The organism is Clostridium ganghwense (assembly GCF_026735165.1).
Classification (GTDB): Bacteria; Bacillota; Clostridia; order Clostridiales; family Clostridiaceae; genus Clostridium_H; species Clostridium_H ganghwense.
In genome coordinates this window covers 376,713-402,757 of the sequence record NZ_JAPQES010000002.1, presented here as the reverse complement: position 1 = coordinate 402,757, position 26,045 = coordinate 376,713, and the positions used below count along the sequence as shown (strand labels likewise).

The window sequence follows — 26,045 nt, the reverse complement described above, 5'->3', positions numbered from 1 at the left end:
TGTATACTTCAATTAGGTTTATATTACTTATATGCAAGATTTTATATGGTATAATTGTAAGCGGTTAATAGCTTGTCAAGGTGACTAGTTATTAACCGCTTACAAATAAGTCATAATAATTAGTTGTATATTTTGGATAAAAGAAATATATTAAGAGCATTGGAGGGATTGAGCATGGATTATATAACGACAAAAGAAGCAGCGAAAAATTGGGGAATCACAGACAGAATGGTAGTGTACCATTGCTCTGCCGGACGGATTAAGGGAGCTAAAAAAAGGGGAAATACATGGCTTGTTTCGGTTAACGCTGAAAAACCGGCTGACGGACGATATAGGAGTAGTAAAGTAAAGGATGGTGAAAATAAATGAAACGGATATTTTTGGTTGAGGACGATAAGGCAATCGCCAGAAATCTTGTGCTTTTGCTCCGCTCGGAGGGATTTACAGTCACTCACGCCCCTACGCGGAGTGAAGCCCTTGCCGCACTTGCCGGGAATAAATTTGACTTGGCGTTGATTGATATTTCTTTGCCTGACGGAAATGGCTTTACAGTTTGCACGGAAATCAAAGAAGCGCAAGATATTCCCGTTATCTTTCTAACAGCTTACGACGATGAGGGGAGTGTTGTTACCGGGCTGAACATGGGCGCAGACGACTATATCACCAAGCCTTTTCGTCCCCGTGAATTGATTGCGCGAATTGGAACTGCCCTGCGAAAAAGCGGGCGTTCCGGGTCGGGTTTTGAAATTTCTGGGCTTCATGTGGATATGACAAGCGGCGTTGTGAAAAAAAACGGAAGCGAGATTTTTCTTTCAGCATTAGAATACCGCTTGTTGCTGGTGTTTATTAACAACCCCAAAAATATTATCACGAGGGGCAAGCTACTTGACGAATTATGGGACGCTGCAGGCGAGTTTGTCAATGACAATACACTAACCGTGTACATCAAACGCTTACGAAAGAAGATAGAAAAAGACCCAGCAAGACCACAAATTATTCTAACTGTTCGTGGGACAGGGTATAGATTGGGGAACGAGTATGCTTAGGAATAGAGAGTTTCGACAATTTGCCATTTTGTTCTTCTTAATGGCCGCAGCTGCTGTAATGCTGGGATTTGCAATAAATACGGCTGCGGGAATCCTTGCAATTGCTTCTGCTATCGCCTTTGGCACAACGTTTTTCGCGTTTACCAAAGCCCGATACAAAAGCATTGCTCGGATTTCAAATCAAATCGATCTTGTGCTTCATAATGCTGATCATCTGTATATTGGTGAATCTGAGGAGGGCGAACTTTCCATTCTGCACAGCGAGATAACAAAAATGATGCTGCGTATTCGGGAGCAAAACGACGCCCTAAAAAAAGAAAAGGAGCATCTTGCCGATTCGCTGGCTGACATAGCTCACCAACTCCGAACCCCGCTCACATCAGTGAACCTCATTCTATCATTGTTAGCAAATAACCCTGATGAAAATGAGCGTAAAAATTTACTAAGGGAAACGGAGGAATTGCTTGTACGGATGGATTGGCTGATTACTTCCCTTTTGAAATTATCCCGTTTGGACGCGGGCATTGTGGCTTTTAAAAGAGAACAAATCGATGTGAACCACTTGATAAATGCCGCACTTCACCCGCTTCTGATTCCAATGGAACTGCACAATATTACTTTACAAATGGACGTGCCAAAAGGGATAAAGATTTTGGGAGATTTAGGCTGGCTTTCAGAAGCAATTCAAAATGTCATCAAAAACTGTATGGAAAGCGCAGGAAATAATGGGAATCTTGATATTATTTGTGAGGACAACCCCCTGTTTACCCAGATTACCATCCACGACAGCGGTGCAGGCTTTAAAAAAGAAGATTTGCCCTGTCTGTTCAACAGGTTCTATCGTGGGAAAAACGCAAGTGCCACAGGATACGGGATCGGCTTGGCTCTTTGCAAGATGATTATAACACGACAGGGAGGGACCATTACCCCCAAAAATCACCTGCAGGGCGGCGCCATATTTTCCATTCGTTTTCAAAAGTGACAAATCTCTCACCTGAAAGTCACTGAAACGTAAGGTGAAAGTTCTATTATATGGGTAAAACATAAAAAAGGAGGCTCACATAATGGAGTTTTTAAAAATTGAAGATTTATGCAAAGTCTACGGTAAGAGCGAAAACCAAGTTACTGCACTTGACCATGTTTCGCTTACAATCGAAAAGGGAGAGTTTACCGCAATCATTGGTTCCTCTGGCTCCGGTAAATCCACATTGCTTCACGCCATCGCCGGTGTAGATGTTCCAACAAGCGGAAAGGTATATTTGGACGGGCAGGATATATATGCCCAAAGCAATGAAAAACTTGCCATTTTTCGCAGGCGTCAGGTGGGACTGATTTACCAGTTTCATAACCTGATTCCTACTTTGAATGTAATAGAAAATATCACCTTGCCCATTCTGATGGACAAACGAAAGGTCAACGAGGAAAGACTAAATGATTTATTGGAATTACTTGGACTAAAAGATCGTAAAACTCATTTGCCGAATCAGCTTTCCGGGGGCCAGCAACAACGTATTGCAATCGGTCGCGCTTTGATGAACGCACCGGCGGTCATGCTGGCCGATGAACCAACTGGCAGTTTGGACAGCCGCAATGGAAAGGAGATCATCCGTCTACTGAAAGAAAGCCATAAGAAATATCATCAGACCCTTATCATTGTTACACATGATGAAAATATCGCCCTGCAGGCAGACCGTATTATCGGTATAGCAGACGGTAAAGTAGTTCGAGATGAGAGGCAGGTGACACAGTAATGAACGTTTTTAACAAAGTCGCTCTGCAAGGACTGAAAAAGAACCGCACACGAACCCTTGTAACGATTATCGGAGTTATTTTGTCTGCTGCCATGATTACAGCAGTGGCTACCTTTGGAATTTCCCTACTGAACTATATGGCAAATGGTGCGGCCCAAAAATACGGCAATTGGCACGTTGAATTTTTGGATGTACCTTCTTCTTTCGTGCAGGAACGAACCCACGATGAGGGAGTCGCTAATGCCGTGGCATTTGAAAATATCGGCTACGGAAAACTTGAGGGAGGGAAAAACCCCAAAAAACCGTATCTTTTTATAGCCGGATTTAGCAAGAAAGCCTTTGATACCTTGCCCATAAACCTGATTTTAGGTAGATTGCCGAAAAACAGTAGGGAGATTGTTGTTTCGGGGAGCATAGCAGCAAAAGGTGGCGTCAAACTCTCGGTGGGCGACACCATTTCACTTGCTGTGGGAAGACGTATGAATGGCAACAAGAATCTCGGTCAACAGGATACTTACACTTCCGGAGGCGAAACTCTTGTGCCACAAGATAAGAAAACTTACACAATTGTCGGTATCTGCCAAAGACCAAGTTTTGAGAAATCTTCCGCACCTGGATATACCTTGATAACAAAAGCAGATTCACAATACAAAGGGGACAACTTTAGTCTATTTATTAGTCTTAAAAACCCCCGTGGTGTTCACGCTTACGCAAGCAGCACAGCTAAAAACTATACTTACGCCTTCAACGATAATGTTCTACGCTTCATGGGCCTTTCCGATGATAATATATTCAATACGCTTCTGTACTCGGTTGGCGGCATTGTAGTGGTCATTATCATGATAGGCTCCATTTTTTTGATTTATAACGCATTTAATATTTCACTGAATGAACGCACACACCAATTCGGGATTCTATCGTCGGTGGGAGCTACGGAAAAACAGTTGCGAAATTCCGTATTGTTTGAGGGGCTTTGTATCAGTGCGGTCGGCATACCGATTGGCGTTATCGTTGGCATATGCAGCATTGGGCTTGTGCTTTCCGTTGTAGCCAAAAATTTTGGGAGCATTCTATACGACACCGTACCTTTAACCTTAACGGTATCTGCCCCGGCGATTGTCATCGCGGCTGTGGTCAGCATGGTTACTATTTTAATTTCGGCCTATATTCCAGCAAGGAAGGCCGCAAGCACTCCTGTGATGGAATGTATTCGCCAAACAAACGAGGTCAAAGTTGAAGCCAAGGCTGTAAAAATGTCAAAATTTGCGCAGCGTATTTACGGTTTGGAGGGAACCCTTGCTCTAAAGAATTTTAAAAGAAACAAGAAACGCTATCGCAGCATTGTGTTATCACTTGTTTTAAGCATAGTGCTGTTTATATCGACCAGTGCTTTTGTAACGTGTTTGAAACAGAGGTCGGAGCAGGCCGCAGTACATACTACTTATGACATCGGTTTTGTAACACAGGACATGGAAGATAGTAAAATGTTGCAACTTTACGATAAACTAAAAACAACCGACGGTGTTTACGAAAGCTCCTATCAAGGACTTATGAGGTATTCATGTGCTGCCAAAGCAAGGGAGCTTTCAAACTATTACTGGGAATACGCGGGTTCACATTCGCCGGACGAAACAGTTAATCTTCCAGTGGAAATCCAGTTTCTTGATGACAGCGCCTATCTGAATATTATCAAAAACATGGGCTTGCCCCCAGAGGAATATACCGGTAAAAATACGAAAATGATTGCTGTTGCCAAAATGAAAGGCCACAGCAATCAGGGAGAGGAGTCTGACCAATTTGTTAATATGTTTAAGAGTTCTTCCATGAATTTTACCATCGCTCCTCAAATAAATGGTAAACCGAAGATGGAACAGGGGCGAAACGTAAGGATTAAGCTTGTCGAGACCGTGCCACCTGATACACTCCCGATCCTAGGAAATTCCGGGGCGAAGAATCCGTTCTTTTTTAGGGTGATGGTCCCTTATTCGCTCAAAGAGAAGTTTGAAACCCCCGATACCCGTGTGGCTATTAAGGGCTTGACCTTTAGGTCAAAGAATCCCACACAGTCGGTGGCTAAAATGAAAACGATGATTCAAGCTGAGGGGATTACAGCCAACTACAAGCTGTACAATATGTATAAAATGCTTGATGATAACCGCAATATGATATTCATTGCCAACGTGTTTGCTTATACTTTTATCATTATGATTTCGCTGATTGCGGTTGCCAATGTGTTCAATACGATTTCCACGAATATCAAACTGCGCAGACGAGAGCTTGCCATGCTCCGCTCTGTGGGAATGTCTGAACGCGATTTCCAAAAGATGATGAATTTTGAGTGTGCCTTTTATGGTATGAAGGCGTTGCTCTTCGGGCTTCCCATAGCGATAATTTCTTCTTGGCTGATTTACAAAGGGATGGTCAGCGGCGGTGCGGACGATATCGATTTTGTGTTGCCGTGGGGCAGTATCGGAATCAGCGTGTTCAGCGTGTTCCTTGTGGTGTTCATTACAATGCTGTATGCAATCAGCAAGATAAAAAAAGAAAATATCATTGACGCGCTTCGAGATGATATGTCTTGATTCAAAACTGATATTGACTTGATATAAAATAAAAAAACATCTGCGTGATTGGGTTCAAGTGATTCGCAATCGCCCCGAAAGGCGATTTAGACATTGAAAATACGTAAGCGGTTAATAGCTTGTCAAGGTGACTAGTTATTAACCGCTTACGTTGAAAATGATCTTGACAGGCTGGAAAAAACACACAAAGAAATATATATATATGACGCTTTATATAACCTGTATGGGAGATGATGAGATGAAAAAAGCAAAAAAATATATACCAACAGCAAGCTATACACACTACGGTGAAACAAAACCTGTAGAAATAAAACCAGTAGAAACGGAAAATATATATGAAAAAGAAGCTTGCTCCTGCTGTGGTTATTTAACCATTCCAGTAGACACTGATGGAAATAAGTTTGATGGTTTCATTTGCCCAGTCTGTTTTTGGGAAATTGACACTTTTATTAACAGTGAAAATGAAGAAAGCGACTCAAATGGCGGCTTAACTTTAGTTCAAGCACGATTAAACTATAGAACTTTTGGTGCTTGTGATAAACGAATGTTACAATACGTTCGTAAACCAACTGATGATGAGAAATGAATTTCATTAAGGGAAAATAATAGGTAGTTGGTGTTAAGTCACTATATAAAGAAATTATGTATTAAAACATGATCGTATAATAGTGTATACTTAATTAAGTAAAAATTATTTATATTAGACAGGCGTTATAAATTTATGAGCAAGTTAAGAATACAGGAGTTGTTAATTTGAAAAAGTTAAAAGCAATTATTATTTTGATACTTTCACTAATCGGTATAATTATATTATCAGTAGGATCTTTCGTATTGATAGGCGCTATTCAAGCAAAGTTATTTTTACCCCAAGAGTATATAATGTGGATTTTTAAATCGCCTTCTTCAAGGTTAGTATTTATTTATGAATGGTATATTATATTTGGATTTGCTTATATTTTTAGCAAGGATTTAAGATCATTTATATTAAGGGTTATTAATTCAAAAAAAAGCTTTATCAAAAGGCATAAAATGTCCTTTCTCTTTACTTTCGTAATACTTAATATAGTACTGATGTACACCATACTCTATAATGTTACTGTTATAACCAATAATAAGATAATAAACTATACGTTTTTATCACCACAAGGTAAGGAATATGGATACAACGATATTGTAAAAATTGACACAGGAGTTTATGGTAAAAAGCAATATACACATTCAAAGGGTGATTTTTATTATATTATACAATTAAATGATGGTACTAAAATTGATTTAACTGAAATGGGTGGGGCTAAAAATGATGATGACCCTCGATTCATTATTGAAAAACTTGACAGTCAATATGTAAACATGGGTATTTCTAAAGTATCAAGTATGGATAATTTTGAATACTGTACCAAACATTTAGATAAGATTTATACTGATAAGATACGGAATATATTAGTAAATATCAAATGATACGAGTATTTAATTGATACATATTTTTCTTAAATCACGGGGTAAAAGGTTAAGAATTAAGGAAATAGTTAAGACGTAATAGCAAAAGAGTACCACATAAAAGATGTAGATAAATTAGAATCTTGAAAATAATAAAAATGCTGATTTTCACAGCACTTTTATTATTTTCAAGTGCGGTCTAATTTTTTTATTTTATTTAATGAATCTAACTCATATAGAAGATGATTTCCTATGACTTCAATAGCTTTAGAGTTATATTCATATTCTGATAAATTTTTAAAAAATGTTTCTACAATTAAAGTTATATAGTTATTTAATAAGTCTATATTATGAATATTCTCAGTTGCTAAATCTATTTTTAGTTGATTTTTTTTGAAATTTTTTGATTTTCTATACTTTTTAACGGTAGTACCGAAAGTTTCGTAAATATCGGACATATGAAATCCTCCTGTTATGAATTATTGACAGTGTTAGGGAAAATAATACTTACTAAAAAATTAAAGAAGGTATGAAGTAAATAGTATATTCCATCACAAGTGTTGTGGTGGGATTTTTTTATTTTAGCAATAAAGGAATTAAAGAATTTAAGAAGTTTTATTTTTATTCCACAAGTTTTACTCCTAGTTTTTTATAGAAGCCATATCCAATATTATCACTAACTGGAATATCATTATCCTTTTGAAATTTATGAATTGCATTTCTAAAAGAGTCTCCATAGATACCGTCAGGGTTAGCTTTGTAATAACCTTTATCTTTAAGGAGTTTCTGAAGTTCAAATACGTCTGAACCTCTTTCACCAAGTCTTAAAGGTCTAAGAGAGGAACCAAAATTTCCATAAGGGCCTCCCCATATAATAACCTTTGTACCAGGTTTAACTATTTTGTAAAGCTCTGCAACATCTTTATTTCTCATTCTAATGCAGCCGTGAGAAGAATTCCATCCTATAGAGTTGGGAAAAATAGTTCCATGTATTCCGTATTTACCCCAGGGTACATTCGATTTGGAATATTAATAGAATGGGATAACTACCTGCCATATATGAATAATGAAACATTTGTAGATATATAAAAAATATGGAATATAATGTTTTAATTTGTAAATTGAAGTGGTAAAATTATATATGAAAGTCGTATGGTAGAAATATACTTAGTAAGTTAAATAAGTTTAAAAAACAGATTATAACGTAACTAATATGTGTAATGGGAAGTTGAATAAATAAATTTTAAATTATATTGATAGGAGGATAAAATGGAGCAAAATCAAGTAGCTGAGATAGCAACAGAAGTTTTAAAAGAACGATCAAAAGATATATATGATGATGGATTGAAATCAGCAACAAGGGAAGGTGGTGAAGCACTACAAACGATTGTTGGATTATTTAATAATGTTGTACTATATCCTGTTAAAAAAGCAAATATTACTTTTAAGTATAAGTTAGAACAATTTGAGCAAGATTTGAAGAGAAAAACAGAAAAAACACCAAGTCACAAACTAATAGAACCACCTTTAGCTATAGCTGGTCCTACTTTAGAGGCTTTAAAATATACATTTGATACAAAAGAATTGCGAGAGATGTATATTAATTTATTGTCAACATCTATGAATGTTGATACTGTTATACTAACACATCCAGCTTATGTAGATATTATAAAAGCTATGTCGCCATTAGATGCAATTGTGTTTCAAAGAGCTTCGAAAATGGGACAAATACCATGTTCACGTGTAACAATAGGTTTTGATGAAAAAGTATATATAAATGCAATGCCTAAAATTTTTATTCCTGATTTGTTGGATACAGAAAATCCTTTTTTACTATCTTCAAGTGTTGAAAACCTTTGTAGATTAGGTCTACTTACGCATAGTGATAACACAATTATTGGTTACGATTACGATTTATTTAGGAATCATGATTTTGTAAGGCTGCAGTTTGAAAAATGTAAAGCAATAAATACTGAAGTTGAATTAAAAATTAATATTAATGGAGATGTTTTATTTGTAAATGATTTTGGTAAAAACTTTGCTAAAGCTTGTTTAAGTGATAATGAATAAAAATTTAGATAATGATATTACTTGACCATTACGCAAATTTGGTACAAGTTCCTAATGTTTATAATGGAAAGTTGGGTAGAGGCAATAAAAGTAGTGAAGATTATGTATAAATAACTGGAACGAAGCAAGGCAAATGAGAAAGTTGTTTTGGGAGAGAAGTGTTTACCAAGTTTTGAGGTTAATGATATAAATGCAATAGTGAAAAAGCTTGATGTAATGGGTGCGGAAATAATATTTCCTTTAACTGAAATTAACAATAATTAGGTATTAGGATTTAAAGATACTTAAGGAATTTATATTGAAGTGTATAGTAAAATACATATGTAATATTGTGATGAATATATGAAAAATTGGATATTTATAATTAGGAGAAAAGCATTGATATACTTCTGCCAACAATGTATCCTCATTATGGTATTTTTAGGGTAAGCCTACGAACAAACTATAACACATCATCCAACATTATAAATAGTATGGATTATGCTATAGCCATTATTTTAAATCTATAATTGGTAGTATATTTAAAAATTTGAAAAGGAGTGCAAGTATATTGAATAAATTACCAGGAGATGTAATTAAATTTATTAGAAAAAAAGAATATACTTTTCAAAAGAAAATTGGACAAGGAGGAACTGGTAAAACTATTCTTGTAAAAGATGAGGTTACGGATATTAATTTTGTATGTAAAAAATATTCCCCTTATGATATTACTAACAAGAATCAATATTTTAATCGATTCATAGATGAAATTAAAATTATGTATCTTCTCTCTCATCCAAACATAGTTAGAATATATAATTATTTTTTATATCCTGAAAATACAACTGGATATATTCTTATGGAACATATTGAAGGGGAAACAATAGATAATTACCTATTATTTCAAGGTAACGATATATTTGAGAAGATTTTTATTCAATTAATAGAAGGGTTTAAATATCTTGAAAAAAACAATGTATTACATAGAGATATAAGAAATGAAAATATACTTGTAACAAATGAAGGAATTGTTAAAATAATTGATTTTGGATTCGGTAAAAAAATTGAGTGTGAATCTAAAGAAAAGGCAAGTATACTGCTTAATTGGCCAGTAAGTGATTTCCCAGAAGAAATATATAACTACAAATACGACCATCAAACAGAAGTTTATTTTGTAGGAAAATTATTTAACAAAATATTAGAAATGAATTTTATTGAAGATTTTAGATATCAACATATTATTGACAAGATGATAATATCAAATCCATATAAGCGAATTAACTCATTTTCACAGGTACTTGAATGTTTGTCTCAAGATATTTTTCAAGAAATTGATTTTACAGATACTGAAAAATCAATTTATGTTAGTTTTACAGATAAATTAATTTCGCATATGAATTTTATGATAGACAAATTTATACCTGTAACAGAACCAGAAGAAGTAGTCAATTCATTAGAAAAGGTCATTAAAGACTCTCTTATTGAAGATATTTTACAGGATAACAGTAGATTAATAGCATGTTTTATTAATAATGATTATAATTATACTACCTCAAAAGACATCAATGTTAAAATAATTAGAGATTTTTATAGTTTTTTCAAAAAATTAACAAAAACAAAGCAAAAAATTGTATTAAGTAATATTAATACAAGATTAAAAGTAGTAAAAATTAAATATAATGATGATGAAATTCCTTTTTGAAGAGAATGGATATGGTCAAGATTTCTAGTCAAAGCACATTCTTTGGCCAAGTCAAGTCTGTTTATTGCTAAGGAATGGGTTGAGTACAAAATATTATTTGTATTAATTTTCACCTTTGATTACGGATAAATGTAACATATTGTCTATAAGGGGAAGTTGAAAATAGTTAAGTTAGTAATTATATTACAATGATTTATATTCAAAAAATATTTGAAAAAGAAGTAATGACTGAATTCTATGAAATGGTTAAATGGGTTTGTGGAGAATCAAACTTCCGCAATTAGAATGATAAGTGGTGGGACTTAAAAAATAGCAGTGGTAAAAATTCAAATTATTTAATGGAGTGATTATTTTGGAAGAAGTAAGAAGATTACAACCAACATCAGAAACCCTTAGAGAATTGTATTTGAAATCTGGGAATCAGTGTGCATTTCCAGACTGTAAAAACTTGATGATGAATAAAGATGGAGTTTTTGTAGGACAAGTGTGCCATATAGAGGCTGCAATGCCAGGTGGAGAAAGGTTTAACAAAAATCAAACTAATGAAGAAAGAAGACATTTTGATAATTTAATGCTAATGTGTCATTATCACCATAAGGTAACAGATAATGTTGATGAATATCCTGTTGAGAGATTAAAAGAAATTAAAGCAGATCATGAAGCTAAATTTACTAATATAATAGAACAGATTAGTGAGAGTATAAAGGATCACTCAAAAGAAGATATATTAATTATGCCAAAGACTTTAGAATCAATGAATAAATATTTAGAGTGGGGCAATAGTGATGAAGAGTTACAGTGGACTATTGAATGTATAGGTAAATTTGCAAAAAATTTGAGTAGCGTAACAAAAGATATACGAAACTTATTGTTTATAATCAATGAACGTGCTGAAGGAAGAAAGAAAGGAATAGATACAATTTATGAAGTTCCGGCAGCTGAAATAAAAGCAATTTGTAAAATGAGCCTCAAGGATTTTATTGATAACATTATAATATTGGAAAAGTACAATCTATGTTATAGGGATAAGGATTGGGAGGATATAGATGTTATCCGTTTAATAGACTTACCATATGACGGATGGTGGAAGGACTTAAAAGAGTTCTGTATGGGGACAGGTGTTGATTTGAATAAAGTAATCGTAGACTTACAGTTTAATTTATTAGATTAAATACTAAGGTTACTTGTTTAAAAAATATTATTAATACCAGAGGATAAATTAAAAATTCTGAAGAACATGCTAATGAGAAAATAGATTTGAGCTTGAATTATTATTTAGAGGTCACTTTGAAAAAAGGTAGCGATTCTAATGTAAAGTGTTAATATTGTCGATGGCAGATACAATTATGCTCAGTGATATTTTAAATTCTTACAATTTAAATATTGGCCGAATTTAAAAGCCTGCACTTAATGATTTATTATATTTTACTTTAGGTTAAGTAGAAAGTCCCAAGCCTTCTATTAATTATACAATGAATCATAAATAGATAACTATTACAATGGTAATAGCTGATAGTGATGCTGAAGTGAATTGTAAAATAAGAAGATTTAGTAATCTATTTATTATATCAAGCAATACGTCGATGAAATAGAAATTTTATAAAAAAACAAAATCATCATTTCATCTAGATTTTTAAATTTGACTACAAAGTTAAGCTGAATAGAAATGATAATAACTAGTCTTTGGAGAGATTAGTTTGATAGATATTAAAGTAAATTTTAAAATTGTTGGTATATCGAATTAATAGTTTATTTTAATAAAAATATTTATGGATTAATATATAGTGGAGGGAAAGTATGACAAGATGTACGTTATCACTAAATCACAACATAAAGCTAGAAAGTAGTTTAATATATCATGCGGTAGGAAATGGATTATTTAGTTCAGGTAAATTAGTGATAAAAAATTCAGATAATACAGATTATGTTAGCGAATTTAATTATATATACGATTGTGGAACAAGTAATAGTGCCAAAATTCTTGAAGATAGAATTAATGAATATAAAAAAGGAAATACAAGAAATTTTGATTTGATTGTAATCTCACATTTTGATAGAGATCATGTTAATGGATTAGAAAAACTTCTAAATGGTAGAACAGTAAGACGATTAGTATTACCTTATTTGGAGCCTAAACAAAGATTATCACTTGTTCTTAAATATTATCATCGCAATAGAAAGATTGCATCCATGATTTTTAATCCAACTGCTTTTTTCAATGATTATGCAGAAGAGATAATTTACATAGTTGATGATAACAAGGAATATAATGAAGAAGTAGAATTTAGGAATAATAATGATTTGTTAAGCTCCAGTAGGAGAGAAATAAACAAAGAATCAATGGGAAGTGATTTTGCTCTTACATCAAGCAAAGCTAAAATATACAATAAACTAGAACTTAAATTTGTTCAATTAGTAAAATTCAAATTTTACAATAAAGCAATTGATGACTCTGAATTAACACCTTTTTATAAGAATGTAGATATTGTTTTGGATAAGTATGGAGTGAAATTAGATGAAAATTTGTTCAAAAACAAAATAGTAATGAAAAAAATGAAAGAGTTATATAATGGCTTATCATATGGTATAAATAATTCATCAATATGTATGTCTGTGACCCCAGAAGAAGAAAATGATAGACTAACAAGTGCTAATAGTAAATGCCTCATGAGTATCATTATGGGACTAGGTTGTTTTCATAAACCATGTATGCAAAGATTTGGCTATATGTTTACTGGCGATTTGAGTTTTAATGATACGAGCAAATATTTAATTTATGATGATTTTATTAATTATTATAGAAATGAAAGAGAATTAATGTCAGTATTTACTATACCTCATCATGGTTCGGTACATAACTGGAATAAAGATTTACTAAGCAAATTCAAAAATGCTGAGATGATAATTACTGCAAGAGGTAATAAACACCATCCATCACCAGTAGTTTTAGGAGACTTATCACTTGCATCACGGCTTAACACAACAGTAAATCATACACTAAATAAAGAAATTTACAATGAGATTTTCTATAAAACTTATGTTGAAGATAAAGAATGTGCTATTGATGAAATTTGATATAGCAGCAAAAAGTTACTTTCACGTAAGTACAGAATGGATAAGATAAGGTTATGCTGATGAAATAGAAAAATACTAACCAGCAAGGATTCAAGCTTTAATGAAATACATTTTGATGTTTCTCAATTAAGTACTATTAAATAGGAGAATAAAAGAAAGTTTTATGGCAAATTGAAAGAAAGAGCTATGGTGACTATTGAATGGAAGATTAACCATAATTATTGAATTATTAATTCCCATTATCCATATACCCATTAGGCTAATAATGTGATGTTAATTATATGAGATAAAGTGCATATTAGGTACAAGCTTTTAATGTCTATAATAGAAAGTTGGGAAAAGGAGGATAAACATTATGAGCAATTCTAAATCAGATATTGGAGCAAAAGCAGCTTGGAAAGGTTTTTCTTCGCAGACAACATATATTGCATATAGGCTAATGCTTTTAAATGACAAATACGATTTTTATCCTGAAAAAGTAGAGGATCTGATGATAAAAAATCAAAATTCAATTATTGAGTTAGTACAAATTAAAAATCTTAGCAGTAATTTGGCTTTGTCAAGTTTTTCGCCTAAAGAAGCTGACTCTTTTTTTAGACGAGCATTAGCCAGTAGAAAAGATAATGAAAGTTTCATTTTGAAAATTGTATCATTTGGAAAAATAGGAGAAGAACTTCAAGGACTTATTAATAAAGATAAAACTCACATAAATAGTATTAAGAATAAATTGTTGGAGTATAAATATTACTCAGATGATATAGAATGGATACTTTCAAACTTATCAATTGAACAAGTTAATGAAGCTGAGTTGGAAAAAAAAATATTTCAGATTTTAGAAAAACGAATAGAAACGATGGCTGCACCTCAAGTGGCTTTTGATACATTAATTAGTTATATTTCTGATCTTTCAAGATATTCAAAATATACTTCAAAAGAAAAATGGAATAAAAAAATTGATGAATATGTAAAAGATATTGTTGCTATAAAAGGTATGTGTTCTCAATATGGAAGAACAATCATTAATTTGGCGGATTACAAGACACAACAATCGCTTGAAGAACTGGCTTCAGAATATCAATTAGGTGTAAATGCTCATCCTCAGCATATAAGAAACAATTTAGATATAATTAGAGATGAGTGGTTAGAACGAATAGAAGAATGTTTTGGAAATAACAATAGTATTGTAATCATTAAAGGTGCTTCTGGGCAAGGAAAGTCTTCATTAGCATACAGATATTTAATTAACAATTATCCAGAAAATTATATCTTTGTTGTTGAAAAAATTGTTGATTCACAACAAGCTATTGATATTGTAACAGCATTGCATGGATTATCAGCTAGTAAGTCAGGCAACATTATTGTTTATATGGATGTATCCCCATACGATAAAGAGTGGTTATGGATTGTAGAAGAAATTAATAAGCGAGGAATAAATTTAAAACTACTAATAACAATTAGGGAAGAAGATTTTAATCGGTCAGATATTGATTTAAACATAATTAGGACAAAAGTTATTGAGCTTTCTTTCGGTGAATCAGAAGCAAGAAAAGTATTTGAAAAATACAACTCTCCTTATTTTCTCAATTTTGAACAAGCATGGGAGAAATTTGGTGAAGTAGGCCCATTTATGGAGTTTATGTATTTGTTAAAACAATCGGACACGCTAAAAAACAAACTGAGGTCTCAGATAAGTAAAATAGATAACAATGAGATTAATTCAGATGGATGGTTAAATATTCTGCAAGTAATATGTTATACTGGAAAGAACAACTTGAAAATTAACCTACAAAGGTTACTTAGCGAATTGTCTTGTAATCAAACAAGAAAAATGTTACAGCAATTTCAAAATGAATATTTAATCAAAATGAGTAGTGATAAGCAATATGTTGAGTGCTTACACGCGGTTAGAGCGGAAATCTTATATGATATTTTAATGCAAAATAGTATGATGGATGAAGAAACTACACTGTTACATTCGCTTGCTTCAGTAGATGAATTTTGCCAATCAATGCTTGTTAAATACTTCTTCAAGCATAGTAATATTGATAATTTAATTAACAATATTACTGAGATTAAATTCCATTCGTGGAGTGGTTATGCAAGTGTGCTAAGTGCATTATTGTGGTTAGATACATACAGATTCTATCTAAACAATAAGCAAGTTATTAATCAAGGCAACAAACTATTTTCTGGAAATTTTATTTTATTTACAGGTGATGCAACAGGATACATAGATTTTAACTCTTCAGATATTATTAATGTTTTAGGCAATAACCCAAACGCAGTTGAAAAAATGAAAGAGTTAATACGTAGGTTACCTCAAAGTAAAATAGATTATTATTACACTGATATTTTCATTAATAGCATCAAAGCTCAATTAAATACACATGAAATTTTCCTAGCAGATAATCTATCTGAAATTGGTTTTGTTTTATTTTGGTTAGCACAAAGAAATGTTTTTTTAGAAGATATTTCATTGAAAAATGTAATAAATAACTTATCAAGCTATTCTGTAGATGATATTCTTGATTTTTTAGTTGGAGTTCAGGTGCAAAATTTAATGGAAATATATCATAGTATTATTAAATATTTAATTCCTGTAATTTCCCAAAGATATAACATAATTAGATTGAAAAATGACGAAAATTGCATTGAAGCCGATTTTATACAAAATGTTTTCAAAGAAAATTTAGAGCAAAATAATATGGGAATGAATGAAAGAGTTATGTTTGTTGTTGATGCATTGCGCAGACTGTTTTTAAATAAGGAACGATATCAAGTTAAAGCTATAGGTACTGACGTTATGCCAGATATTCCATTACCTGATACCGATAAAAGTATACATTCTAAAAATCTACCTTTAGTGTGGGTTACACAAATGAATGGTTGGCTTATTAAAATTGATGATTATGAAAAAAGAGCTGACAATTGGAATGATTTTAGATGTATAGTAGACAAAGACCGATATAATATATTCAATTATTCTAAAAAGGTATGTGATGCTATCTCCTATTTTTATAAAAAAGAAGGCAGTATTGAAAAATTTACTTCTCAGGAATATAAGACGAACCGAAAAGAGATAGCACAAATATCAACTCAAATTTATAGAACTCCAAAATGTATTAATGACAGATATGGATTAATGGTCAATAAAAATAAAGTGATATTGCCCGATGTTATTCAAAATAATAATTCCCAAAATACAGAAAAAGATATTACTTCGTATATAAGCAAATATACAACTTCATTTAAAATTTTTTTAAATCAAATGGAAGCTCTTGTGGTATCACGATATAAGCGAGTAGAACTAGATGAAGTTTGCAGACTCTCTATGATTAACATTGTATGCGCGGTTTCTGATTTAGTTAAAATGCAAAATAAATATTCAGAAGTATTTTCAGTATATGATGCAGCCATTAATGCTAATGATGAATATGAACAGTTATTATTGTTATCTGTTATGTGGAGATATTTATATAACAATAAGATTAGAAAAGAAAGCTCGGTTTTGTATAATTGTAAAGAAATAATTAAACAAAGTCGTAGGAAAATAAAGAATTTTTTTGTTAATATAATTGGAAATTATACAAGTCAAGAAATTAATAGAATTGGTTCAAAAATATATGTTTCTTTAGATGGAATATTAGCTGATGATTTTTCAGAGCAATTATTTGTTCAATTTAAAAAGGAATTTCCAAATGTAGAAGCATTATCGGTTGAAAGTTTGTTTTTTCAGGAGTTTGCTGAAGAGATTATCGTCACAATTCCACTAGATGAAAAAACAATTGTCGGGGGATTTAAAATAGAACTTAAAAATTTAATCTATTGTCAAGAGATTGAAAAATATATGCTTTTTAGACAGCCACTTGATAAAAGTGACATAGATGTAATAAACAACAGTTCTTTTGATGAAGATAATATGATGTTTAATGCATATAAAGTTATAGGAAATCTTCATGCTTTATCTTTATTTTATAATCATACTACTTCTGTAATGAAATACATAAAATCATATAGTAAAGATATTGTTATACAAGAAAATATTTTTTATAGTTGGCATGAAGAGGGGGCAAAATTGCATTATGCAGTGTTAGAAGAAATTATAAATGCGTTTAAAAAATTAGAAAATATTGTTCCTCAGGAATCATATGAGGCTTATCAAGTTATTCTATCAATGCTGAATGAGTACAAAGAAACAAGTGATGACATTGTTATGATAGAAGATAAAGAGCAGATTAACAATGTCTTAAATTCAATGGTTGAAGCAGTTACAGGATTATTAGATGGTTGTAATTTTATGTAAATCTAAAATCTTTTGTATAAAACAACTTCCCAATATCCATATAATTGAGAAGTTATAGAAATGAGAAAGAACTGGTATTCTGGCTACCAAAAAGAAACTATAAGTTAAAAGCTTATAATTCCTTTTGGTAGCCAATTTTTATTTGACAAATTTTACTTATTATTCTTATACAATGCCAGAGCTATAGCTATTTCTATTATTTTCGATTTGTTATTCTTGATTCCATAAGCATCTGCAACAAGCTTTTCAAGTTTCTGTTCCATTTCTGTATTAATAGTTATTGATCTTTTCTTTTTCTCGCTGCTTATTAAATTTATAAGTTCATCTGAATCTATTTGATTATCTTTAGGATTATCCCTTGAAGAAGTTTTATTAAATACTGCTTCAAATTTTTTCATATCACTTTCAAGTTGGGTTATTTTATCTAGGAGCGTAACTAAGTACTTTGTTATTTGATTTAAAGAGTTATTTACAGATTGACTATTGTCTAACCATTCTGAATAATATAGGTGTTCGTTAGTAACTTTTTTATTGGTATTGCTTGATTTAGAAGTCGAAGTATGAGTATCAGAAGATTTAGGATTTAAAGCAGTTATCCAAACTTTCTTACTTTCATCCCACTCCTTATTAAAATTTTCTTTAATAAATTTTTGTAAAAGGCAAGGTGTAACTTTAATTGAATTTTTTTCTTCTAATTTTTTCAAAATTTGAGATGTATCTAAGTTCTTATTTATATGCTCTTCAATGTCCATAAATTTTAATACGCTTATCTTCTCATTATTATTCACTAATCCCTCCAAATTCTTTATTTAGTACTATCAATATTAGGATATAAGAGTATTTGTGAAATTATTACACAAAGCTTTTGAAATAAATTTTCAATTGAGGGAAGAATAAAATAGGAATATATTTTTAGGAGAGATTTAAAACTAAAAGTAGGATAAATAAACTGCTGAAAATAAGATAAAAGTAGATAGGCGTATAGTCTGTCACGGCATGCCGTGACAGACTATACGCCTATAAAAAAATAGAGTTAATACGACAAAACCTCTACTATGGTATGTAGAGGTTAAGTACTGAGTTTAGGCGGGTTTATAAGAATTTTTTCAATATCATCTCCTGATTCATTTAAGGTAATACTGTCAACTATAATATCTAGTAACATTCTTCTTTTTCTAGGGTGAATTTTGGAACTAAAAAAATTATCTGAGAAATTCTCATAGAATCTATTGAGAGCCTCAGCATATTCAGTTTTATTAGTAAAGAATTTTTTAGATAAGTTTTCTTTTAGCTGGCTTACTTGGAGTTGGTATTGTTCTTTTGTTTTAGATAATAAGGCATCTTGAAATTCTAAGCGCTTTTGTAAATCTTTATTTGGATTTTCTTTGAATATGGCTTTTATGTTTGATTTTAATGTATCTATAGTTTTTATATTTTCATACAGCTCAGCAATCATAAGACCTTGTTCTTTTCGTTTTTTTGAAATTTGCTTAGAGTATAATTCCCATAGTTCATCTATGCTTGTGCATTTTATGATTTTACATAGTACAGGCATAAACTTTTTTTCAATGGACTCTTTGTTTACAATGAGTTCTGATTTCCCATTACATAGAGTTGGGCATCTATAAACACGATAATATTTTCCTTCTGAATTCTTACCATAGTTTTTAGTTTTTAATTTTTTCCCACATTTTGGACATATTAATTTGTCCTTTAATAAAAAAGGGGTGCTATAGTATTTAGGATCTTTAACAATATTTTTCCTATTCCTCAATTTACAAAGTGTATTCCAGTCTTCAGAAGATATAAAGGAGATATCAGCATTGAGTTTCTCAGATTTAACAATCGTATCATGCTTACCAGGAGAACGTCTTCCACCTCTTCTGTCCCATGTAATATATCCAGTATAAGTTTCATTTTTTATTATGGTTTCAACTTTACTTTTGGTCCATTCTCTAGTTCCATATATCTTGTTCATTAATTGTGCTATTTTCCTATATCCATATCCATCATTATAATAAGCAAAAACCTCTTCTATCTTTTTCTTATCCTTTCTAACTGGGGAGAGGTTACATGCAGGTCTTTTTCTTCCGGGAATTTTAGATTTCTTTAATTTATAACCTAAAGGAGCTTTTCCACCAGCCCAATATCCATCTTTAATACATAAGCGGTCTGCCCCTTTTACTCTTATAGAAATTGTGTTTGCTTCAAGTTCAGCTACATTTGCAAGAACAAGGTCAAGAAATCTATTAATTTTATTATCCGATGAGTTTAAGGTTTCACCGGTCCTGCAGTAGTGGATGTTTATATTATTTTTTTGAAGAATAAACCTGAGTGCAATAAATTCCTGAAAATTTCTTGTTAGTCTATCACGGCTAAAGACTATTAAGTCAGTAAAAGATTTTTGCTGCGCCATATCTAATATATTTTGCAATACAGGTCTGGTTTTTAGGGTGGAGTTTAAATCATCATCTAAATTTTTATTGTTTATTGTAGAAGCTGGTTTTGATTCGTCAAAAATCATATTTCCCTTTAATCCTAATTCATGTTCATCAGAATAGTTAAGAGCAGCTTTTTTCTGGACATCAAGTGAAAAGCCTTCTTTTTCTTGTTCTTCTGTAGAAACTCTAAGGTAAGCTATAGAAATTTTATCTTTGGTATTCGATGAATGGTTGTTCATTTTTATATATAGATACCTCCTTTATAATTGTTATTAGTAGCTGCTGAGTAGATTCTATATTTCTTTTAAACATATTTATTATTAAAGTTCTATTTTTAAGGTTTGATATTTGAGTAAGCTTTTCTAAAGTGATTTTTAGTTGAGTAGATTCTTGTTTTAGTGTTTCAATTTTTGCTCTTTCTGTTTTTTCCTTAGATATTAATTCATTTAGGTCAGCATTGTTAAGAATATCTTTATTTTCAGTAGAATAGTTTTCTATAATTTCTAGAAGAAGTTTATTTTGCCTATCACTAGAGGCTTTGATTTCGCTTTCAGATTTAATTATTTGTTTTTCGTGCTCTTTTAGCTTTTCATTTTGATACTTGATTATGTTGGTATTGGTGAAAAGATCATTTAATATTTGATTAAACAGAGTATCTATAAGTATATATTCAGGAATACTTGTACATCCATTTGAACATCTATATCTTTTACCAGATAGGTGAAGAGGTTTTTTACATTTGGAGCAGTGTAGTAAAGTTTTAAATAAGTAGTTCTTAGAATCTTTTTTTATTGTTTTTCGCTTAGCTGGATTTAACTTACATTTTATTAATGCTTTATACCAAGTTTCACGTTCAATTATTTTAGTAACATTTGTACATTTTTTAAATAAGGTTTTATCTACAGTTAGTTTATGTGAAAGAGGATCTTCAATTACAGCGTCTAGTACATTAGTATTTTCATCTAATAAAAGCAATCCAGCATACACAGGCCTTTGAATGATATTTACAATAGATTCCTTTGTGAATTTTTTAGTGTCAGATATTTTGTTTATTTCTTTAGTTAAATTATTAAATATATTTTTATCATTATCCAACTCTAGATACTTTTTAAAGATTTCTCTAATTAAATAAGGTTTGTTGTCAGTAGCATTTTTAGATTTATCTTTATCGTGAACATAAGAAGATTTTCCATTTACATCATGTTCTCTTTTATAACCAAAGGGAGGACACCCACCACATACATATTCACCTCTTTCTCTTTTTTCTTTTTTCCCAGCTGCAATTCTTTCAGATAATATGGCAGGCTCTAATTCATCAACGGCTATAATGATATTTTCTATAAAACTAGAAAGATAGCTTCCATCACATTCATATTCACCTTTGTTAGAATAAATTATTTTAATTCCATGCTTTTTAAAAGTGTTCTTTATTTCTATTAAATCCTCAACACGTCTTGCTAGACGGTCACGTCTGAACACTACAATTGTTTTGAATTTCCCATTCATGGCATCATACATTAATCTTTTAAAGCCTGGTCTATGAAGAGGATGGAATTTAGTTGCAGATTCTTTATCCTCATAAATGTCGTATATAAATAGCTTTTCTGACTCTATTCTTTCTTTGGCAATGGCAATTTGAGATGGAATAGAATTGTTTTCTATTTTAGTAGATCTTCTAGCGTATATTGCTGCATATTCTTCTGCATTAGGCTCACACATTTTTATAGTCTCTCTTATTTGTGGCTTCACTTATAGGATCACCTACTATATCAGGGTTTTCTACTAGAAAATCTATTATAAATTCTATGAGTTTATTCCTTGCATTTTGGTCATTTTTATATTCTATAGATATTTTACTTGTGGTTTGTTCTCTTTTCATATAGTTTTCCTCCTATAGTTAAACTTTGAGCTTTTCTAAAAGATGATACTTAGTATAGTATTTAAGAAATTTTGGTGACATAGTTAGCTATAAGATATCTGTAAAACTAAATTTTCTACAGCTTATTTAATATTTCACGATAAAATCTATTTTCAATGCTTTGTTTTGCAATAAAATCATTTATAAAAATAGGAAGGTTTTCAATATCAGTTTTTGTGATTACATGAGTAAATTTTTTATTGTAAGACAGATAATAGTAGCTTAAGAATTTAGGGAATATGCCAAGCTTTTGCTCAATCAGCAGCATATAAGTAACTGAGCGTATATTTAAATTAAAGTTTTCAGTATGGTTAATCACACGTCCAGTTTTGTAGTCTATAATTTCAAAATCACCATCAGTTCTTTCATACACCTTATCTAGTTTTGCGGTTAAGACTAAATTCTTACTTACTTTTTTTCTTAGTATTTTATTGATAATAAAAGTATCTTGCCCTACATCAAGCGGATTTGCAAAGTAATTAGTTAGCATAGTAAATCCTCGTAGTTTAAATTTATTTTCTTCTTTAGGGGAGAGGTATCCATCACTAACCCAATTTTTATCAAGAAGTTCAAGGAGCTTCTTTAAGGTTCTGTCTTTTTCAGCATATATCTTGTTGAATTCTGCCAGAGTATTGTGAATGCTCTTATCAAAGGCGAAATACTTATTTGAGGTATTGGTGACGTTATTCATTTTTCACCTCCTTGAACATTAGAGTGTGCAAAGTTAGAAAAAATATTCATGGTTATGAACAATGAATAAAATTAGGTGCGTTTAGAAAGTGGAAAGAGAAATATGGATATTTGAATTTATTAGGATAAAAGAGAGGGGTGTAGAGATATTTATGGGAAATGTTACTATTTAAAAGATCTCATGTGGTATACTTATTTGGGGTAAATATTTATTGTCAAAAAAGGAAAATAAATCTATACACAAGATGTAAAGTAGAAGGAATTGTCTTAAAGTGTGCATTAACAGCATAAATGTATTAAAACATAATCGTATAATGTTGCGAATCGATATAATAATGCATAATTTAAAGGGGGAAAAATTTTTGAGTAAAGTTGATTTATTCTTATTGATTATTCTTTTAGGCGGTTTTCGTAAAGATGGTGGTTCGGGAACATACAATGGCATTGGGTATTCAATAGAAATTAAATGAAATTTCATGCCAGAAGATGAGTTTAAAGGCGTAACCCACGCTTGTTTCTATGTATTTGGAAACGAAATACGATATGTAATAAAAGATTAATCGCTCTTTTGCATTACAATATTTATGAAAACCGCCTTCTAAAAATCTTACATTATGAGGTGATACATTATGGTTGGACTTAATTTTATTATTTTAGTTTTTATTATTTCAATAATTCTGTTAACAATAGTCATTGAAAAATTAATAAATAAAATACCACAAAGTATTATAGATAATAAAATATATAAGATATTTAAAAATATTCTTTGTATAATTTTAATAGTAACAGGTTCATTTAATATTTATAATAGACATTATAAAAAAATTGATTTTGATAAAAATGAGGCAAGAGTTATATTAGAAAATACGTATAAACCAGTAAAACTATTTAGAGAGGACATAATATCAGACAAGACTGGAAAAATAATTCTACCGCCAAAGTATATAGGAAATGAAAGTGATTTTCTTAATTTTTTTGATGATACGTTTCCTGAATATAATGTGAAAGAATTGTACGATCATATTATTGTTGAGAGAGATGATAATAGCTTGGAAATAGATAAAAGTGTACACTTTTATTGTATCTATGATGAGGGTAGTGATATATTAAAAGCTTATATAAAAAAAAGAAAAGATAGTGAAGAGTTAATCATTGAAGAAGTAGGAAATCCAACCGATGGAGGCTTCCCATATACTAGGAAACATACCTTTAAAAAAGATGAAAATGACAAATGGATATGCAAATCAATTTCTGGTGGAGTGGTTCAAAAGTTTGATTAATAGGGGCAATGGTTAATAATCAAAGAAGTACTTAAGTCGTAACAGCAAAATATTGTGAAACATTAATTTTAAACTGGAAAGATTTTAATTAGATTTATTGGGGAGGTTTATGATGGCAAAATTTGAGCAATCAATAACAGGGAAATTCGAGGACGTGCTTAGGCATTTAGAAAATGATATTAGTAATAGTGGAATGACCATGAATTTAGTGGCTGAAAGTAATTATAGTTCTGGAGATACTAAAATTGCAGTTCGGGTATATGACAAATATTTTATGCGAAACGGAAATAGAGCTAGTTTAAGTTTGACCATAGTTGGTCATGGAATGGATATTTTTATTTCAGCAATCGGTGCTGGTGGAGGGCAAGGAATTATTTTTAACTTCAGTCTCGGTGCCGAAGATGATATGGTAGGGATAGTAAGAGAAAGCGTAAAACGAATAAAGTAAGACTTACGTATTTCTTACTCGTATAGCAGAGGAAAATGATTATGAAAATTAAATTATTAAAAAATTTAGGCCTTTTATCGTGTAGTATAGGCATTTTGTGCATTATTTCTGATTTATATTATGTATATATTTTTATGGATAAAGAACGGATAGGTATTTGTCATTATTTTGGCTTTTCAATTAATTTATTGATATTATCTTTAATTGGTATAATATTAGCAATTATAGGGTTATTAAAGACTGATGGTAAAAAAACTTATTTTATACTAGGTTTTATATTGAATTTATTACCATTTACTTTATTGCCATTTATTCAATTGATGCTATAGTTTAGAATTATTATAACAAGATAATATTATTACATAGATTTTATATATAATGGTTACATGTTAAAGAATGTGAAGATATTATGACCCCTGATGTCATAACAGATGGAGCTTAGATATAAATTGTTGTTGAACAACATAAAGATATTGTGAAATAATTATTTACAATGTTTAAAAGGACTTGAGTAAAACGGAAGGTTTATATAGATTGTTGGAGCAAAGTGTAAATAACAGAAAGTTGTAATTAAATAACTTTCTGTTATTTTTTTTCTTGACAAAATGGAATTAATTACTATAATATGAAGTGTGCTTCATGTGAAGTGTACTTCATATATACAGGGAGGTATATTTTTGAAAAACAAAATAAAAGAGTTGAGAACTGCTACAAATATGACACAACAGCAATTAGCTGATTTGGTTTATGTTTCTTCAAGAACAATTATCTCACTTGAAAAAGGCCAATATAATCCATCTATTATGTTGGCATATAAAATAGCTTGTGTTTTTAATACTACAATTGAAAATTTATATTGTTTAAAGGAGAATTTGGAGAATGAAGAAAAAAATTTATAATACGAAAGGCTTTTGGTCAGGCATAGTTTCCTTATGTTTAGCTATGGTTGGTATGTTTTTTTTAATTCCAAGTTATTACAATGATATGAAAATGGCGAAAATGATAAAGAGTATTATAGGTATTATTTTATTATTAGCCATTGGTTTTACTTCTATTAACCGAAGTTTAGATTATAAAAAAACAAGAGAAGATGAGCAGCAGGATGATGAAAGAGAAAAATTTATTGTTTTAAAAGCTTCACAAACTTCATTAAAAATTACACAGTATTTTTGCTGCGCTTTAATGATAATATTAATGATTGTATGGTATTTTACTAAAATCAACGGTATTATTGGTATGATTGTTGGTTTGGGTATAATTTGGAATATTTCTATATTTTCTGACATGATTGCTTATTTTTATCATGATAAGCGTAATTAAATT

General features: G+C 31.0%; 23 protein-coding genes and 1 pseudogene. 17 read left to right on the top strand and 7 right to left on the bottom strand.

Translation table 11 applies throughout. The features are described from left to right. The first annotated feature begins 174 nt into the window (after positions 1–174). The 7 genes from OXH55_RS08540 (at position 175) to OXH55_RS08510 (ending at position 6,837) form a co-directional block, all read left to right on the top strand. Complete coding sequence (locus OXH55_RS08540; protein WP_268049456.1) at positions 175–369, top strand: helix-turn-helix domain-containing protein; 195 nt, start codon at positions 175–177, stop codon at positions 367–369. Continuing rightward, positions 366–1,046 (top strand): response regulator transcription factor, encoded by a 681-nt coding sequence (locus OXH55_RS08535; protein ID WP_268049455.1) that lies wholly within the window; start codon positions 366–368, stop codon positions 1,044–1,046. Before OXH55_RS08540 ends, OXH55_RS08535 begins: the two co-directional genes overlap by 4 nt. After that, positions 1,039–2,028 carry a sensor histidine kinase gene (locus OXH55_RS08530; RefSeq protein WP_268049454.1) on the top strand — a complete coding sequence of 330 codons (990 nt, stop codon included), beginning with the start codon at positions 1,039–1,041 and terminating at the stop codon, positions 2,026–2,028. The genes OXH55_RS08535 and OXH55_RS08530 overlap by 8 nt, the downstream gene beginning before the upstream one ends. 82 nt (positions 2,029–2,110) lie before the next feature. Next, entirely contained in the window at positions 2,111–2,797 is a 687-nt protein-coding gene (locus tag OXH55_RS08525) for an ABC transporter ATP-binding protein (protein WP_268049453.1), read from the top strand. After that, positions 2,797–5,379 (top strand): ABC transporter permease, encoded by a 2,583-nt coding sequence (locus OXH55_RS08520; RefSeq protein ID WP_268049451.1) that lies wholly within the window; start codon positions 2,797–2,799, stop codon positions 5,377–5,379. The genes OXH55_RS08525 and OXH55_RS08520 overlap by 1 nt, the downstream gene beginning before the upstream one ends. Before the next feature lie 223 nt (positions 5,380–5,602). Beyond that, positions 5,603–5,965 (top strand): CPCC family cysteine-rich protein, encoded by a 363-nt coding sequence (locus OXH55_RS08515; RefSeq protein WP_268049449.1) that lies wholly within the window; start codon positions 5,603–5,605, stop codon positions 5,963–5,965. Between the two features lie 167 nt (positions 5,966–6,132). Beyond that, positions 6,133–6,837: a hypothetical protein gene (locus OXH55_RS08510; RefSeq protein ID WP_268049447.1), complete on the top strand. Its 705-nt coding sequence runs from the start codon at positions 6,133–6,135 to the stop codon at positions 6,835–6,837. Positions 6,838–7,004: 167 nt separating this feature from the next. Here OXH55_RS08510 and OXH55_RS08505 read toward each other — a convergent pair whose 3' ends face one another. Next, complete coding sequence (locus tag OXH55_RS08505; RefSeq protein WP_268049445.1) at positions 7,005–7,274, bottom strand: hypothetical protein; 270 nt, start codon at positions 7,272–7,274, stop codon at positions 7,005–7,007. A gap of 163 nt (positions 7,275–7,437) precedes the next feature. Then, a pseudogene (locus OXH55_RS08500) lies at positions 7,438–7,833 on the bottom strand (L,D-transpeptidase family protein); the annotation flags it as partial. A 252-nt stretch (positions 7,834–8,085) separates the two neighbouring features. Between OXH55_RS08500 and OXH55_RS08490 the strand changes: the two are divergent. The 5 genes from OXH55_RS08490 to OXH55_RS08470 all read left to right on the top strand — a co-directional run bounded on the left by OXH55_RS08490 (position 8,086) and on the right by OXH55_RS08470 (position 17,945). Next, positions 8,086–8,886 (top strand): DUF4393 domain-containing protein, encoded by an 801-nt coding sequence (locus OXH55_RS08490; RefSeq protein WP_268049443.1) that lies wholly within the window; start codon positions 8,086–8,088, stop codon positions 8,884–8,886. 550 nt (positions 8,887–9,436) lie between these two features. Next, positions 9,437–10,567, top strand: coding sequence for a protein kinase family protein (locus OXH55_RS08485; RefSeq protein WP_268049441.1), 1,131 nt, complete (start codon positions 9,437–9,439; stop codon positions 10,565–10,567). Positions 10,568–10,919: 352 nt separating this feature from the next. Then, positions 10,920–11,738 (top strand): hypothetical protein, encoded by an 819-nt coding sequence (locus tag OXH55_RS08480; protein ID WP_268049439.1) that lies wholly within the window; start codon positions 10,920–10,922, stop codon positions 11,736–11,738. Between the two features lie 626 nt (positions 11,739–12,364). After that, on the top strand, positions 12,365–13,642 hold the full coding sequence (locus tag OXH55_RS08475) for a ComEC/Rec2 family competence protein (protein ID WP_268049437.1): 1,278 nt from the start codon (positions 12,365–12,367) through the stop codon (positions 13,640–13,642). 355 nt (positions 13,643–13,997) lie between these two features. Then, positions 13,998–17,945, top strand: coding sequence for a hypothetical protein (locus tag OXH55_RS08470; protein ID WP_268049436.1), 3,948 nt, complete (start codon positions 13,998–14,000; stop codon positions 17,943–17,945). Positions 17,946–18,097: 152 nt separating this feature from the next. Here OXH55_RS08470 and OXH55_RS08465 read toward each other — a convergent pair whose 3' ends face one another. The 5 genes from OXH55_RS08465 to OXH55_RS08445 form a co-directional block, all read right to left on the bottom strand. Further along, entirely contained in the window at positions 18,098–18,733 is a 636-nt protein-coding gene (locus OXH55_RS08465; protein ID WP_268049434.1) for a hypothetical protein, read from the bottom strand. A gap of 281 nt (positions 18,734–19,014) precedes the next feature. Continuing rightward, the gene (locus OXH55_RS08460; protein WP_268049432.1) at positions 19,015–20,625 is read right to left on the bottom strand and encodes a recombinase family protein; all 1,611 of its coding nucleotides are present in this window, start codon (positions 20,623–20,625) and stop codon (positions 19,015–19,017) included. Beyond that, entirely contained in the window at positions 20,594–22,135 is a 1,542-nt protein-coding gene (locus OXH55_RS08455) for a recombinase family protein (protein WP_268049430.1), read from the bottom strand. The genes OXH55_RS08460 and OXH55_RS08455 overlap by 32 nt, the downstream gene beginning before the upstream one ends. Further along, positions 22,098–22,265: a hypothetical protein gene (locus tag OXH55_RS08450; protein WP_268049429.1), complete on the bottom strand. Its 168-nt coding sequence runs from the start codon at positions 22,263–22,265 to the stop codon at positions 22,098–22,100. Before OXH55_RS08450 ends, OXH55_RS08455 begins: the two co-directional genes overlap by 38 nt. Before the next feature lie 115 nt (positions 22,266–22,380). Next, positions 22,381–22,995 (bottom strand): PD-(D/E)XK nuclease family protein, encoded by a 615-nt coding sequence (locus tag OXH55_RS08445; protein WP_268049427.1) that lies wholly within the window; start codon positions 22,993–22,995, stop codon positions 22,381–22,383. A 628-nt stretch (positions 22,996–23,623) separates the two neighbouring features. On the opposite strand from OXH55_RS08445, the gene OXH55_RS08440 reads away from it, so the two are divergent. The 5 genes from OXH55_RS08440 (at position 23,624) to OXH55_RS08420 (ending at position 26,042) form a co-directional block, all read left to right on the top strand. Further along, positions 23,624–24,274 (top strand): hypothetical protein, encoded by a 651-nt coding sequence (locus OXH55_RS08440; protein ID WP_268049425.1) that lies wholly within the window; start codon positions 23,624–23,626, stop codon positions 24,272–24,274. A gap of 109 nt (positions 24,275–24,383) precedes the next feature. After that, entirely contained in the window at positions 24,384–24,722 is a 339-nt protein-coding gene (locus OXH55_RS08435) for a DUF6054 family protein (protein ID WP_336296769.1), read from the top strand. Between the two features lie 41 nt (positions 24,723–24,763). After that, positions 24,764–25,051: a hypothetical protein gene (locus OXH55_RS08430; RefSeq protein ID WP_268049424.1), complete on the top strand. Its 288-nt coding sequence runs from the start codon at positions 24,764–24,766 to the stop codon at positions 25,049–25,051. A gap of 348 nt (positions 25,052–25,399) precedes the next feature. Further along, on the top strand, positions 25,400–25,621 hold the full coding sequence (locus OXH55_RS08425; RefSeq protein WP_268049423.1) for a helix-turn-helix transcriptional regulator: 222 nt from the start codon (positions 25,400–25,402) through the stop codon (positions 25,619–25,621). Beyond that, positions 25,602–26,042, top strand: coding sequence for a hypothetical protein (locus OXH55_RS08420; RefSeq protein WP_268049422.1), 441 nt, complete (start codon positions 25,602–25,604; stop codon positions 26,040–26,042). The genes OXH55_RS08425 and OXH55_RS08420 overlap by 20 nt, the downstream gene beginning before the upstream one ends. Positions 26,043–26,045 lie beyond the last annotated feature (3 nt).